General features: G+C 59.9%; 15 protein-coding genes. 10 read left to right on the top strand and 5 right to left on the bottom strand.

All coding sequences use genetic code 11. From position 1 onward, the window contains the following. Positions 1 to 102: 102 nt before the first annotated feature. The 3 genes from rpmG to radC all read right to left on the bottom strand — a co-directional run bounded on the left by rpmG (position 103) and on the right by radC (position 1450). Complete coding sequence (gene rpmG, locus AC07VI_RS02220) at positions 103 to 270, bottom strand: 50S ribosomal protein L33 (RefSeq protein WP_010400929.1); 168 nt, start codon at positions 268 to 270, stop codon at positions 103 to 105. A 22-nt stretch (positions 271 to 292) separates the two neighbouring features. Beyond that, entirely contained in the window at positions 293 to 529 is a 237-nt protein-coding gene (gene rpmB / locus AC07VI_RS02215) for a 50S ribosomal protein L28 (protein WP_010400928.1), read from the bottom strand. 246 nt (positions 530 to 775) lie between these two features. Further along, complete coding sequence (gene radC, locus AC07VI_RS02210) at positions 776 to 1450, bottom strand: RadC family protein (RefSeq protein ID WP_086146795.1); 675 nt, start codon at positions 1448 to 1450, stop codon at positions 776 to 778. A 120-nt stretch (positions 1451 to 1570) separates the two neighbouring features. On the opposite strand from radC, the gene AC07VI_RS02205 reads away from it, so the two are divergent. The 6 genes from AC07VI_RS02205 (at position 1571) to AC07VI_RS02180 (ending at position 6975) form a co-directional block, all read left to right on the top strand. Beyond that, positions 1571 to 2026, top strand: coding sequence for an FKBP-type peptidyl-prolyl cis-trans isomerase (locus AC07VI_RS02205; RefSeq protein WP_086146794.1), 456 nt, complete (start codon positions 1571 to 1573; stop codon positions 2024 to 2026). 13 nt (positions 2027 to 2039) lie between these two features. Further along, positions 2040 to 2987: a 4-hydroxy-3-methylbut-2-enyl diphosphate reductase gene (ispH, locus tag AC07VI_RS02200; RefSeq protein ID WP_086146793.1), complete on the top strand. Its 948-nt coding sequence runs from the start codon at positions 2040 to 2042 to the stop codon at positions 2985 to 2987. A gap of 301 nt (positions 2988 to 3288) precedes the next feature. After that, positions 3289 to 4218, top strand: coding sequence for a branched-chain amino acid ABC transporter permease (locus AC07VI_RS02195; RefSeq protein ID WP_086146792.1), 930 nt, complete (start codon positions 3289 to 3291; stop codon positions 4216 to 4218). 31 nt (positions 4219 to 4249) lie between these two features. Next, positions 4250 to 5467, top strand: coding sequence for an ABC transporter permease subunit (locus tag AC07VI_RS02190; protein ID WP_086146823.1), 1218 nt, complete (start codon positions 4250 to 4252; stop codon positions 5465 to 5467). A 15-nt stretch (positions 5468 to 5482) separates the two neighbouring features. Next, positions 5483 to 6256: an ABC transporter ATP-binding protein gene (locus tag AC07VI_RS02185; RefSeq protein WP_086146791.1), complete on the top strand. Its 774-nt coding sequence runs from the start codon at positions 5483 to 5485 to the stop codon at positions 6254 to 6256. Next, on the top strand, positions 6253 to 6975 hold the full coding sequence (locus AC07VI_RS02180) for an ABC transporter ATP-binding protein (protein WP_492995544.1): 723 nt from the start codon (positions 6253 to 6255) through the stop codon (positions 6973 to 6975). The genes AC07VI_RS02185 and AC07VI_RS02180 overlap by 4 nt, the downstream gene beginning before the upstream one ends. Positions 6976 to 7104: 129 nt before the next feature. Here AC07VI_RS02180 and AC07VI_RS02175 read toward each other — a convergent pair whose 3' ends face one another. Then, on the bottom strand, positions 7105 to 7671 hold the full coding sequence (locus AC07VI_RS02175; protein ID WP_076568196.1) for a phasin family protein: 567 nt from the start codon (positions 7669 to 7671) through the stop codon (positions 7105 to 7107). Between the two features lie 350 nt (positions 7672 to 8021). Here AC07VI_RS02175 and AC07VI_RS02170 point away from each other — a divergent pair, with 350 nt between their 5' ends. The 3 genes from AC07VI_RS02170 (at position 8022) to pbpG (ending at position 10933) form a co-directional block, all read left to right on the top strand. Next, complete coding sequence (locus tag AC07VI_RS02170) at positions 8022 to 8948, top strand: DMT family transporter (protein WP_099374276.1); 927 nt, start codon at positions 8022 to 8024, stop codon at positions 8946 to 8948. Positions 8949 to 8962: 14 nt separating this feature from the next. Further along, a complete protein-coding gene (locus AC07VI_RS02165; RefSeq protein ID WP_086146789.1) occupies positions 8963 to 9682 on the top strand; it encodes a nitroreductase in 720 nt (239 codons plus the stop codon). A gap of 177 nt (positions 9683 to 9859) precedes the next feature. Next, positions 9860 to 10933, top strand: a complete 1074-nt coding sequence (pbpG, locus tag AC07VI_RS02160; RefSeq protein ID WP_086146788.1) for a D-alanyl-D-alanine endopeptidase — start codon at positions 9860 to 9862, stop codon at positions 10931 to 10933. Positions 10934 to 11040: 107 nt separating this feature from the next. On the opposite strand, the gene AC07VI_RS02155 is transcribed toward pbpG, so the two are convergent. After that, positions 11041 to 11820 carry an IclR family transcriptional regulator gene (locus AC07VI_RS02155; RefSeq protein WP_034747499.1) on the bottom strand — a complete coding sequence of 260 codons (780 nt, stop codon included), beginning with the start codon at positions 11818 to 11820 and terminating at the stop codon, positions 11041 to 11043. A gap of 154 nt (positions 11821 to 11974) precedes the next feature. On the opposite strand from AC07VI_RS02155, the gene AC07VI_RS02150 reads away from it, so the two are divergent. Continuing rightward, the gene (locus tag AC07VI_RS02150; RefSeq protein ID WP_086146787.1) at positions 11975 to 12358 is read left to right on the top strand and encodes a diacylglycerol kinase; all 384 of its coding nucleotides are present in this window, start codon (positions 11975 to 11977) and stop codon (positions 12356 to 12358) included. Positions 12359 to 12584: the final 226 nt, after the last annotated feature.

Raw genomic sequence — 12584 nt, 5'->3', positions numbered from 1 at the left:
GCCTTTTTTTTGATCTGGCACATTGACGGGGAGGGGGCGTAAAAATCAGGGCGAAAAAAAACCGCTCATCGGAGCGGCTCTTTTTACAGAACACAGTATCAATTACTTGATCTTGGTTTCTTTGTACGTTACGTGCTTGCGTGCTTTAGGATCGAATTTCATGATCTCCATTTTCGCAGGCGTCGTACGCTTGTTTTTGGTGGTCGTGTAGAAGTGACCCGTACCGGCGGTCGATTCTAACTTGATTTTGTCGCGGCCTGATTTTGCCATGATAGCTCCCTTATTCTGCTAATTAGACTTTTTCGCCACGAGCGCGCATATCGACCAATACGGCGTCGATGCCGACTTTATCGATGACGCGCAGACCGGCGTTGGACAAACGCAGGGAGACCCAGCGGTTTTCAGATTCAACAAAAATACGACGATTCTGCAAGTTAGGCAAAAAACGACGTTTGGTTTTGTTGTTTGCATGGGAAACATTGTTGCCGACCATCGGCTTCTTCCCAGTGACTTGGCAAACACGTGCCATGGCGCACTCCTTAAAGATATTCCAAATTGGAAAAACGAGAGTATATCCAAAATAAGCCGATTTATCAATGACTTGCGAAAAACAATTGTGTCTTGTTGTTGTGAATAAATTTAACAATTTGATTTTCAGGTGTTTTTACGGGACAGCCGCTGGTAAACCAGTGTGTTTACTGCTAGATAAGTCGCCTGGCGTTGTGACGTATGTCCTTGTTTACACATGGTTAACTGCGGTGGCGCAGGAGCCGGCCTAGATCTGGCCGTGTTCCGCGAACGAATGCACGTGCCGTCCGGCCACGATGAAATGGTCGAGGATGCGCACGTCCACCAGCGACAAGGCCTGCATCAGCGCGCGCGTCAGCAATAAATCCGCTTCGCTCGGTTCCGGCGTGCCGGACGGGTGGTTGTGGGCCAGCATGACGCTGGCCGCGTTGTGCTGCAGCGCCTGTTTTACCACTTCGCGCGGGTACACGCTGGTGTGGGTGAGGGTGCCGCGAAACATTTCGCGGGTGGTGATCAGGCGGTTCCTGACGTCCAAAAACAACACATGAAATGCTTCGTGGGCCAGGTGGCCCAGGGTCAGGCGCAGGTAGTCTTTCACGGCGTGCGGCGAATTGAGGGCTTGCCCCGCCTGCAAGTCCTCGATGATGGCGCGCCGCGCCAGTTCCATCACCGCTTGCAACTGGGCAAACTTGGCGCTGCCCATGCCGTGCACGGCGGAAAAGCTCACGAGGCTGGCGCCAAACAGGCCCCGCAGGGAGCCGAAGTGCTCGACCGTGTCGCGCGCCAGTTCCACGGCGCTCTTGCCGCGCACGCCCGTGCGCAGGAAGACGGCCAGCAATTCCGCGTCCGACAGCGTGTGCGCGCCATCCTCGATCAGGCGTTCGCGCGGCCGTTCGCTGGCCGGCCAATCCTTGATGCCCATGCTGTTCTCCTGTTTGGCACCGGCGTGCGCCCCGGTGTGGCCTTCTTTGACGAAGCCATGGGGCAGGCGCGGCCAGTGTGGCTTACAATATCGTTTTGCACCAGTTACCTGAAAACTACTATGTCCAACGAGCAACCAGCAGTCGTCACCGAAGCGGCTTACCTCACCCTGCATTATCGTCTTGCCACGGTGGACGGTACTGATATTGTCACTACCTTTGGCGGAAATCCTGCCACCTTGATGCTGGGACAGGGCCAGCTGGCGCCATTCCTCGAGCAGCGCCTGCTGGGCTTGCCAGAAGGCACGCACGAGACGTTCGAGCTGGCCGCCGGCGAAGGCTTTGGCGAGCGCAATCCCGAGCTGGTGCAATCGGTCTCGCGCGCCACCCTGGACGAAAACTCCGTGCCGGGCGCCGACTACAAGATCGGCGACCTGGTCGACTTCGCCGCGCCGGGCGGCGGCCGCTTTGCCGGCGTGCTGCGCGAAATGCGCGACGATTCGGCCCTGTTCGACTTCAATCATCCGCTGGCCGGCCAGCCGCTGCGCTTTGAAGTCCGGCTCATTTCGGTCCTGTAAAGAAGGAATGGCGATGGAAAAAGAACTGTTACTGGCCCAGCCCCGCGGTTTCTGCGCTGGCGTCGACCGGGCGATCGAAATCGTCGAGCGCGCCTTGCAGCAATTTGGCGCACCCATCTATGTGCGCCATGAAATCGTCCATAACGCCTATGTGGTGGCCGATTTGCGCAACAAGGGCGCCATCTTCATCGACGACCTTGATGACGTTCCATCTGGCAATACGCTCGTGTTTTCCGCGCATGGCGTGTCGAAAGCCGTGCGCGCCGAAGCGGAAGCGCGCGGCCTGAGCATTTTTGACGCCACCTGCCCCCTGGTCACCAAGGTGCACATGGAAGTGGGCAAGATGCGCCGCGAAGGCCGCGAGATCATCATGATCGGCCACGACGGCCATCCCGAGGTGGAAGGCACGATGGGCCAGGCCGACATGGGCATGCATCTGGTGGAAACGCTCGACGACGTGGCGGCCTTGCAGGTCGCCAATCCGGACAGCCTGGCCTATGTTTCGCAAACAACGTTGTCAGTTGACGACACTCGCGACATTATCGAGGCCCTGAAACAGAAATATCCGAATATTTCCGAGCCGAAAAAAGGCGACATTTGCTACGCCACCACGAACCGCCAGGAAGCCGTGAAATTCATGGCGCCGCAGGTGGAAGTGGTGATCGTCGTCGGCAGCCCGAACAGCTCGAATTCGAACCGCTTGCGCGAAGTGGCCGAGAAGATGGGCACGCCTGCCTATATGGTCGACAATGCGTCGCAGATCGATCCCGCCTGGCTGGAAGGCAAGCTGCGCGTGGGCGTGACGGCCGGCGCCTCGGCACCCGAGGTGCTGGTGCAAGCCGTCATCGACCGTTTGAAAGAGTGCGGCGTGAAGAGCGTGCGACCGCTCGACGGCGTGCAGGAAGCCGTCACTTTCCCGATGCCGAAAGGCCTCGACGGCATCAAGCGCGACGTCGCCTGAGCCTGCGGGACGATTGAGTATCGATGAGGAGTCACCTCAAAACAAAATTTAATTCGGAAATGATCGATTTATTCCAAGTTTAGTTTTTGCAAAAGATCGTTATGATTGCCTCAAGCTTGAATATGTTGTCGTTATGACTAAGCAAGGTCACGCGCGTTTTGAGTGCGTGCACCATGCTGGTGAGAACGGTCCAGGGATGGCACTGCAGGATTTCTTCCTCCGGTGCCGTTTTTGTATCAGCGATGGCAGTTCCTGCGGAAGTTGTTCCCGAGAAATGCATATTTGATAGGGCAATCTGACCATGGATACATTCATCCAGCAAATCATCAACGGCCTGGTGCTGGGCAGCATGTATGCCTTAGTGGCCCTCGGTTACACGATGGTGTACGGCGTCTTGAACCTGATCAACTTCGCCCACGGCGATGTGCTCATGATCGGCGCCATGGTGGGCTTGAGCATCCTCAAGCTGCTGGGCATCTACGTGCCGGACTGGCCCGGCTATTTGAAACTGGCCACCGCCATCCTCGGCGCCATTCCCGTCTGTATCCTGGTCAACATTCTCATCGAGCGGGTCGCCTACCGCCGCCTGCGCAACGCCCCCCGCCTCGCTCCCCTGATTACCGCCATCGGCGTCTCCATCCTGCTGCAAACTTTCGCCATGATGATCTGGACGCGCAATCCCTTGCCCTTTCCGCAACTGCTGTCCACCGACCCCATCAACATAGGCGGCGCCGTCATTTCGCAAACGCAAGTGCTGCTGCTGGCCCTGGCCGCGCTGTCGATGGGCGCGCTGGTGGTCCTGGTGGAAAAAACCCGCATGGGCCGCGCCATGCGGGCCACGGCGGAAAACCCCCGCGTGGCCGGACTCATGGGCGTCGATTCCGACAAGGTCATCGTCGCCACGTTTGCCATCGGCGCCCTGCTGGCGGCCGTAGCGGGGGTGATGTGGGGCGCCAACTATTCGTCCATCCAATATTCGATGGGCGCCATTCCCGGCCTGAAAGCCTTCTGCGCCGCCGTGCTGGGCGGCATCGGCAATATCTATGGCGCCATGCTGGGCGGCGTCCTGCTGGGCATCATAGAAAGCCTGGGCGCCGGCTATATCGGCGACTTCACCGGTGGTTTCCTGGGCAGCCACTACCAGGATATCTTTGCCTTCGTCGTGCTGATCATCGTGCTGACCCTGCGTCCGTCCGGCATCATGGGCGAACGCGTGGCCGACCGCGCCTGACGTCACCCATCAAAACAAGGAGTTGACCATCATGGCACTACTCGATTTCGACGTCAAAAAGAACCCCGCCAAGGCCTACGCCGGCATGCTGGCCCTGGCCGCGCTGCTGGTGGTGTTCCCGTTCTTTGCCGCCCAGTTCGGCAATTCGTGGGTACGCATCATCGACATGGCCTTGCTGTACATCATGCTGGCCCTGGGCCTGAACATCGTCGTCGGCTTTGCCGGCCTGCTCGACCTCGGCTACATCGCCTTCTATGCCGTGGGCGCCTACCTGACGGCCCTGCTGGCGTCGCCGCAGTTCGCCATCCTGCTCGAATCGGTGGTGAATCAATATCCTGTGCTGGGGGAAACCCTGGTGCGGCTGATGGGACCGGAAATCCGCGAGCACGGCATCCATCTGTCGATCTGGGCCATCGTCCCCCTGGCCGCCGCCGTGGCGGGATTTTTCGGCGCCCTGCTGGGCGCGCCTACATTAAAACTGCGCGGCGACTATCTCGCTATCGTGACCCTGGGCTTTGGCGAGATCATCCGCATCTTCATGAACAATTTGAATGACCCCATCAATTTCACGAATGGCGCGCAAGGCATCAATCTGATCGATCCCATCCGCATCTTCGGCGTCAACCTGGCGGGCGAGGCGGGCAGCAACAGCACCGTCGTGCTCGGCGGCTTCTCCATGCCGTCCGTCAATGCCTATTACTTTCTGTTCCTTTTCCTGTGCATCGCCGTGGTGTTCGTCACCAAGCGCCTCCAGCATTCGCGCCTGGGGCGCGCCTGGGTCGCCATCCGCGAAGACGAGATCGCCGCGAAAGCCATGGGCATCAACACGCGCAACGTCAAATTGCTGGCCTTTTCCATGGGCGCCTCGTTCGGCGGCGTGGCCGGCGCCATGTTTGCCTCGTTCCAGGGCTTTGTTTCGCCGGAATCGTTTGCCCTGACGGAATCGATTGCCGTGCTGGCCATGGTGGTGCTGGGCGGCATCGGGCATATTCCCGGCGTCATTCTCGGCGGCGTGATCCTCGCGTCGATACCGGAAGTGCTGCGCCATGTGGTGGAGCCGGCCCAGCAGGCGCTGTTCGGCCACGTGGTGATCGAAGCGGAAGTGCTGCGCCAGCTGCTGTACGGCCTGGCCCTGGTCTTGATCATGCTCAATCGCCCGGCCGGCTTGTGGCCCGCGCCCAAGCACGAGGACCGGCCCGACAACGACGTCGACCAGCCCAACAAGTCGACCGGCGTCGTGTCCGCCTAAGGAGGGGAAAGCACCATGAGCGAACAGATCATTCTCAATATTGCCGGCGTCAACAAGCGTTTTGGCGGCCTGCAGGCGCTCACCGATGTGGGCATTACCATCAAGCAAGGGCAGATCTATGGCTTGATCGGCCCCAACGGCGCCGGCAAGACGACCTTCTTCAACGTCATCACGGGCCTGTACCAGCCCGATACGGGCACTTTCGAGCTGGCCGGCAAGCCGTATTCGCCGTCCGCGCCGCACAAGGTGGCGAAGGCGGGCATCGCGCGCACGTTTCAGAACATCCGGCTGTTTGGCGACATGACGGCGCTGGAGAACGTCATGGTGGGGCGCCACGTGCGCTCGCACCAGGGCGTGTTCGGCGCCATCTTCCGCCACAAGGCGGCGCGCGAGGAAGAAGCGTCCATCCGCAAGCGGGCGATGGAGCTGCTCGATTTCGTCGGCATTGCCCAGTTCGCCAGCCGCACGGCGCGCTTCTTGTCGTATGGCGACCAGCGGCGCCTGGAAATCGCCCGCGCGCTGGCCACCGATCCGACCCTGCTGGCCCTGGACGAGCCGGCGGCCGGCATGAATGCGACGGAAAAGCTGGCCTTGCGCGAGTTGCTGGTGAAAATCAAGGCGGAAGGCAAGACCGTGCTGTTGATCGAACACGACGTGAAACTGATGATGGGGCTGTGCGACCGCATCACGGTGCTCGAATATGGCAAGCGCATCGCCGAAGGCTTGCCGGCCGAAATACAACAAAACCCGGCCGTCATCGAGGCTTATCTGGGAGGGTCGCACGCATGAGCAACAGCGTACTGAAAGTGGCGGGCCTGCACGTGGCCTACGGCGGCATCAAGGCCGTGAAAGGCATCGACCTGGAAGTGAACCGGGGCGAGCTCATCGCCCTGATCGGCGCGAACGGCGCCGGCAAGACGACGACCCTGAAAGCCATCACGGGAACCTTGCCTGCATGTAAGGTCGAAGGCATGATCAGCTACCTGGGCGAGTCGCTCAAGGGCACGAAGTCGTTTCACCTGGTGGAAAAGAAACTGGCGATGGTGCCGGAAGGACGGGGCGTGTTTACGCGCATGTCGATCCGCGAAAACCTCATGATGGGCGCCTACACGCGCACGGACAAGGCCGGTGTCGAGGACGATATCGCCAGGTGGTGCGACGTGTTTCCCCGCCTGAAGGAACGCGCGGCGCAGATGGCCGGCACCCTGTCGGGCGGCGAGCAGCAGATGCTGGCCATGGCGCGCGCCCTGATGTGCCACCCGACACTGCTGCTGCTCGACGAGCCGTCAATGGGCTTGTCGCCCATCATGGTGGAGAAGATTTTCGAGGTCATCCGCAAGGTATCGGCCGAAGGCATCACGATCTTGCTGGTCGAACAGAATGCCCGTTTGGCCCTGCAGGCGGCGCACCGCGGCTACGTGATGGATTCCGGCCTGGTGACCATGGGCGGCAACGCGGCCGACATGCTCGACGACCCGCGCGTGAAGGCGGCGTACCTGGGCGAGTGAGCGGGCGGAATGAGCGTTCAGGTATAAAAAATGCCCCGAAGTATCGGGGCAGAATGGCATCCGTGCGGAGAAGCGGGATGGATGCCTGGAGGAGGCTTGCGGGACCGTCATTGACGGTCCATGAAACAATTACTTGGCAGCAGTGCGTGGCACGACTTTTTCAGCCGCTTGCGTGAACTGGTTCACGGCCGACGCCAGGTTCGCTTCGATGGCTTCGACGGCTTGCTTGCTGGTTTTCGTGAACTGCTCGTAGCCGGCATTGGCGTTGCCGATGGCGCTTTTCAGGATGGCGACGGCGTTTTCCGAGCCGGCTGGCGCATTTTTCGTGACTTCATCGACCAGCGAAATGACTTTGCGGTTGGTTTCAGCGATTTGCGCTTCCGCCGCTTTGCTGAATTCAGCTTGCGTGCCGGACGTGATGGCAGCCAGGTGACGGCCGTAAGCGATGGCTTTTTCGGCGCTAGGCTGGGCTTGCGCTGCGCTCAGCGAGAAGAATTCTTGCGGATCTTTTGCCGACAGCAATTGCTTGGCGGCAGCGGTCGATTCTTCCAGCGTGGCCTTGGCGGCGGTCAGGTTCAGTTCGACGATCTTTTCGATGCCTTCGAAGGCCTTGCCCGTCAGCGACGAGAACAGGGCGAACTGGGCTTCCAGGTTGGCTTTGGTGGCGGACGAAAATTGCTCAGGAATTGAAAACATATAAATCTCCAAAATGTTGAAATCTGGTTAATTTGATGCTGCGTGTACCGTTTGGGAAGCAGGTGAATCTAAATTTTTCAAGCTGAACAAGAATTGTGCAACGCAACAAACCCTATTCTACGGTTAAAAAAAATGAAGTCAAGCGAATCTTGTGCGATGCAACAATTGAATAGATTTGCATCAAAAGCCGTTGTTTCTAAAGAGAAATATTTGATTTCTGGCTGTCAATGGTTTGAACTTAAACTATCGTTTCCAGGGGCTGCGGGGACGACCGCGGCGCAGCATGCTAGACTTTGCCTCCCGCACCGGCGCAGCGCCCCGGTGCCGACCCCGTTTCCCGAGTTGATACCATGTCCAATCCTCCCGCCGCGGCTGGCGCCAGCGGCAAAGCCCCCAAAACCCCTTTCCTGACGACCGTGGCGCCGATGGCCTTGCCCGCTTTCTTCGTGTTGTTATGGAGCACAGGTTTTATCGTGGCCAAGTTCGGCCTGCCGTACGCGCCGCCGCTGACCTTTTTGCTGCTGCGCTTCCTGGGCGTGCTGGTGATCCTGCTGCCGCTGGTGCTGCTGTTGCGCGCGCCGTGGCCCGTAGGGCAGTTCCGCCAGATCGCCGTGGCCGGCATCCTGATGCAGGCCGGCTACCTGGCCGGCGTCTGGTGCGCCATCAAGCTGGGCATGCCGGCCGGCCTGTCCGCCCTGATCGTCGGCATGCAACCGGTGCTGACGGCCTGCGCCGCGCCGCTGATCGGCGAATCCGTGCGTCCGCGCCAGTGGCTGGGCCTGTTCTTCGGCCTGCTGGGCGTGGCCCTCGTCGTGTATGCGAAGATCAACCTGGTGGGCCTGACGGTGGAAAGCGTGCTGCTGTGCGTGTTCGCCCTGCTGTCGATGACGGCCGGCACCATGTATCAAAAACGCCACTGTCCCCAGTTCGACTTGCGCACCGGCACGGTGGTGCAGTTTGCCGCCTCCATTGTCGTGGTGTTGCCGTTTGCCCTGTATTACGAAGGGCTGGACCTGCATTTCAGCAACGTGCAATGGACGGCGAATTTCATCGGTGCCTTGCTGTGGTCGGTACTCGTGCTGTCCATCGGCGCCATCTTCCTGCTGTTCGCCCTGATCCGCCGCAGCGACGCGACGAAAGTGACGGGCTTGCTGTACCTGACGCCGCCCACGACGGCCGTGATGGCCTGGCTGATGTTTGGCGAAGCGTTTAATATGCTGGGCATCGCCGGCATGCTGGTGGCCGTGGTCGGCGTGGTCTTCGTCGTCAAGAAATAGCAGGGAGCAGGGCAGTGAGCAAGCAAGCATCAGAAACACCGTCGACGCAGCAAGCCGTGGATGCGGCCATCCTGTCGCGTCGTTCGATCCGCGCCTTTTTGCCCACGCCGGTGGCGCGGGACGATATCGCGCGCATCCTGGAAGTGGCGGCGCGCGCGCCCTCGGGCGCCAACATGCAGCCATGGAAAGTGTACGTGCTGTCGGGCGAGGCGCGCCAGCGCCTGTCGCGCCGCATCCTGGAAGCGTATGCGGCGCCCAGGGCGCCCGATGCGCCCGCGCGCACGGCCTCGTACACCTATTACCCGCGCCAGTGGACGGCGCCGTTCATCGAGCGCCGCCGCAAGATCGGCCTGGACCTGTATCAGCTGCTGGGCCTGGAACGGGGCGACACGGCCGGCATGGCGGCCCAGCACGGGCGCAATTTCCAGTTCTTCGACGCGCCCGTGGGCCTGATCTTCACCATCGAACGCGTGCTGGAGCAGGGTTCCTGGCTCGATTACGGCATGTTTTTGCAAAATATCATGCTGGCCGCGCGGGCGCGCGGGCTTGACACCTGCCCGCAGGCGGCCTTCATCCATTACCATGACATCATCCGCGACGAACTGGGCCTGCCTGCCAGCGAAATGGTGGTGTGCGGCATGGCGCTGGGCCATGCGGACCCGGACAAGATTGAAAACCGCCTGAGCACGGAACGCGAGCCGCTGTCCGGCTTTGTTAAATTCATGGATGTCTAGCGAGGTATAGCAATATGCACAAGTAAACAAGAGTTTAAGGATGAGCTTGTTTGCGGAACGCCAACGATTTGTATTTCATTGCCGCAATAAATACTGTCCCAACTGTTAAATGGGCTTGCGATTACTCTGCATTTCGCTACACTGCAATAAGGCAACAGCTTCACGGGGAATTATCGAATGGCTAAGTTTAAACTTGCGCTGGGTGTCCTGGCTTCCCTCCTGTTTGCGCTGGCGCCGGCTGCGGCCGTGCATGCCAGGGAAGCGAACGGCAAATCCTCGGCCTCCAAGAAACACAACACCAAGAAAGTCAAGGTCGTGCTGCGCAAGGGCGCGACGGCCGCGCCGCGCGAAAAGACCGTGCGCCGGGTCGTCATGGTGCGCGGCAAGCGCAAGGTCATCTATCAGAAAGTGAGCAGCGTGGCCGTGCCCATGGCCGCACCGATGCCCACCATGGGCGACCTGGCCGGCCTGAACCTCACGCGCGATCCGCTCGACCTCAAGTCGAGCGTGGCGCTGGTGCTGGACCAGGCCAACTCGGAAGTGCTGTTTGAAAAGAATTCCAACGTCGCCCTGCCCATCGCCTCCATCACCAAGATGATGACGGGCCTGGTGGTAGTCGAAGCGCGCCAGGACATGGATGAATTGCTGACGATTACGGACGAGGACGTCGACCGCGCCAAGTTCAGCAGTTCGCGCCTGAAAGTGGGTTCGCAATTGACACGCGCCAACATGCTGCACATTGCCCTGATGAGCTCGGAAAACCGCGCCGCCTCGGCGCTGGGCCGCAATTATCCGGGCGGCTTGCCCGCCTTTGTCGACGCCATGAACAGCAAGGCGCGCCAGCTGGGCATGATGGATACGCATTACGTCGATTCCAGCGGCTTGTCGAAAATGAACGTGGCCAGCGCGCGCGACCTGGGCAAGCTGGCCATGGCCGCCTTCCACCATCCGCTGCTGCGCCAGTACTCGACGGACCCGAAAGCCATCGTCGAAGCCAGCGGCCAGCCCATGCAATTTGGCAATACGAATCACCTGGTGGCCAATCCGGGCTGGGAAATCGGCTTGCAAAAGACGGGTTTCATCAATGAGGCGGGCCGCTGCCTGATGATGCAGGCCGTCATCGAAGGACGGGCCGTGATCATGGTCTTCCTTGATTCCAAGGGGAAACAGTCGCGCACGGCCGACGCGGGACGCATGCGCAAGTGGCTGGAAGCCTTGAAACCCGCCAACATGAGCCTGCCCGGCGGTTGATTAAGTTTCAATGCGAATGTCCAGGGCTGCGTTGCACTAACTCGCCGTACTAGTCGTGCTGTCTTCGTTAGTGCGCCTTGTCCTGAACATTTTTATACGGCAGTGCTTTAGTCTTGGGGAATGAATCCCAAGGTCACTGAAATCTGGTTCGCCGTTTCCACCAGGTCCACCAGCCACTCATCCTGCAGGCGGTCGGCCGGCGCCGAGATCGACAGGCCGGCGATCAGCTTGCCTGTATCGTCGCGGATGCCGGCGGCCATGCAGCGCACGCCCAGTTCCAGCTCTTCATTGTCGCGCGCATAGCCGCGCTCGCGCACCAGGCTCAGCTCGCGCTCCAGCTTTTGCAGATCCGTGATGGAATTCTTGTTGTGCCCGGCCAGGCCCGTGCGCGTGGCATAGGCGCGGATGGCTTTCGGCTCGTCGACGGAGAGGAATAATTTACCTGTCGAGGTCAGGTGCAGGGGGCCGCGGCCGCCGATGGCGCGCACCACCTGCATGCCCGAGCGCTCGGAGAAGGCGCGGTCGATGTAGACGATCTCGTCGCCCTGGCGCACGGACAGGTTGATCGTTTGCTGGGTTTTCTTGTGCAACTGGCGCATGAAGTCCAGCGCCGCTTCGCGCACGCTGAGGCGGCTTTTCACCACGTTGCCCAGCTCCAGCAGGCGCATGCCCAGGCGGTACGTGCCCGGCTCGATGCGGTCGACGAAGCGCGTGAGCACCATGTCGTTGAGGATGCGGTGCGCCGTCGAGGGGTGCAGGCCGGAAACTTTGGACAATTCCTTCAGGCTGACAGGGTCGGAATATTTGGCCAGGGCATCGAGCAGCGCGACCATGCGCTCGATCACCTGGATCGTCGTCTTCGGGGCTGCGACCGGTTCAATTTTCATGATGGATTTGGTGCAATGCAGTATTCATGCTTCTTTATACCATGATGTGAAAAAATAGTGAAATGTTCCGAGATATAAAGCGATTAAATTGTCACAATCCCTATGCCGCCCGGCATAATGCATGCACCGGATAGGCTTTGAACCATGGAAAATTATGCAACCTGTAAATGAATTCAAGAGTAAAAGTGGCCTGAAACGGATTTTTTCCGCCTTTTTCTACTCGCTCGACGGCTTGAAGGCGGCCTGGCGCCATGAACATGCGTTCCGCCAGGAACTGGGCCTGTTCCTCGTCGGCACGGTGATCGCCTTGCTGTTGCGTATCTCCGCGTTTGAAAAGCTGGTGCTGATCGGCGTGCTGCTGCTGATATTGATCGTCGAACTGATCAATTCCGCGCTGGAAGCCGTGGTCGACCGCATCTCGCTGGAACGCCATCCGCTGTCGAAAAATGCCAAGGACTTCGGCAGCGCCGCCGTGCTGCTGACCTGCATCCTGGCCTTCGCCACCTGGGCAGTCATCCTGTTCAACCGTTTTTATTGAACACCTGTCAAAACCTACTGCGCGTCGGTATAGGCAGCCTGTGATGCTCACTGCCGCGGCGGCCCCGTGCCAAGCACAGTTGCGCTTCTCGACCGCCTCTCCCTTCCGCTCGCTGCGGTTTTGTCAGGTGACCCTGGTCTTAACCGCTAAATCCCCGTTGCGCGCCGTCCATATGCGAAAAATGCATATCGAACGGCGAAACGCTTCGTTCTCTTTGCGGTCGCGG

This window comes from Janthinobacterium sp. GW821-FHT03A03, assembly GCF_059421435.1.
Note: the sequence above shows the minus strand (reverse complement) of the source record. Positions and strands in the feature narration are given on the sequence as shown.

Bases quoted from the DNA above. Each gene is read 5' to 3' on its own strand.
- AC07VI_RS02180 (WP_492995544.1), top strand. From the start codon at position 6,253: ATGAGCAACAGCGTACTGAAAGTGGCGGGCCTGCACGTGGCCTACGGC.
- AC07VI_RS02170 (WP_099374276.1), top strand. From the start codon at position 8,022: ATGTCCAATCCTCCCGCCGCGGCTGGCGCCAGCGGCAAAGCCCCCAAA.
- AC07VI_RS02205 (WP_086146794.1), top strand. From the start codon at position 1,571: ATGTCCAACGAGCAACCAGCAGTCGTCACCGAAGCGGCTTACCTCACC.
- AC07VI_RS02175 (WP_076568196.1), bottom strand. From the start codon at position 7,671: ATGTTTTCAATTCCTGAGCAATTTTCGTCCGCCACCAAAGCCAACCTG.
- pbpG (WP_086146788.1), top strand. From the start codon at position 9,860: ATGGCTAAGTTTAAACTTGCGCTGGGTGTCCTGGCTTCCCTCCTGTTT.
- AC07VI_RS02155 (WP_034747499.1), bottom strand. From the start codon at position 11,820: ATGAAAATTGAACCGGTCGCAGCCCCGAAGACGACGATCCAGGTGATC.
- rpmG (WP_010400929.1), bottom strand. From the start codon at position 270: ATGGCAAAATCAGGCCGCGACAAAATCAAGTTAGAATCGACCGCCGGT.
- AC07VI_RS02150 (WP_086146787.1), top strand. From the start codon at position 11,975: ATGCAACCTGTAAATGAATTCAAGAGTAAAAGTGGCCTGAAACGGATT.
- radC (WP_086146795.1), bottom strand. From the start codon at position 1,450: ATGGGCATCAAGGATTGGCCGGCCAGCGAACGGCCGCGCGAACGCCTG.
- AC07VI_RS02190 (WP_086146823.1), top strand. From the start codon at position 4,250: ATGGCACTACTCGATTTCGACGTCAAAAAGAACCCCGCCAAGGCCTAC.
- AC07VI_RS02185 (WP_086146791.1), top strand. From the start codon at position 5,483: ATGAGCGAACAGATCATTCTCAATATTGCCGGCGTCAACAAGCGTTTT.
- AC07VI_RS02195 (WP_086146792.1), top strand. From the start codon at position 3,289: ATGGATACATTCATCCAGCAAATCATCAACGGCCTGGTGCTGGGCAGC.
- ispH (WP_086146793.1), top strand. From the start codon at position 2,040: ATGGAAAAAGAACTGTTACTGGCCCAGCCCCGCGGTTTCTGCGCTGGC.
- rpmB (WP_010400928.1), bottom strand. From the start codon at position 529: ATGGCACGTGTTTGCCAAGTCACTGGGAAGAAGCCGATGGTCGGCAAC.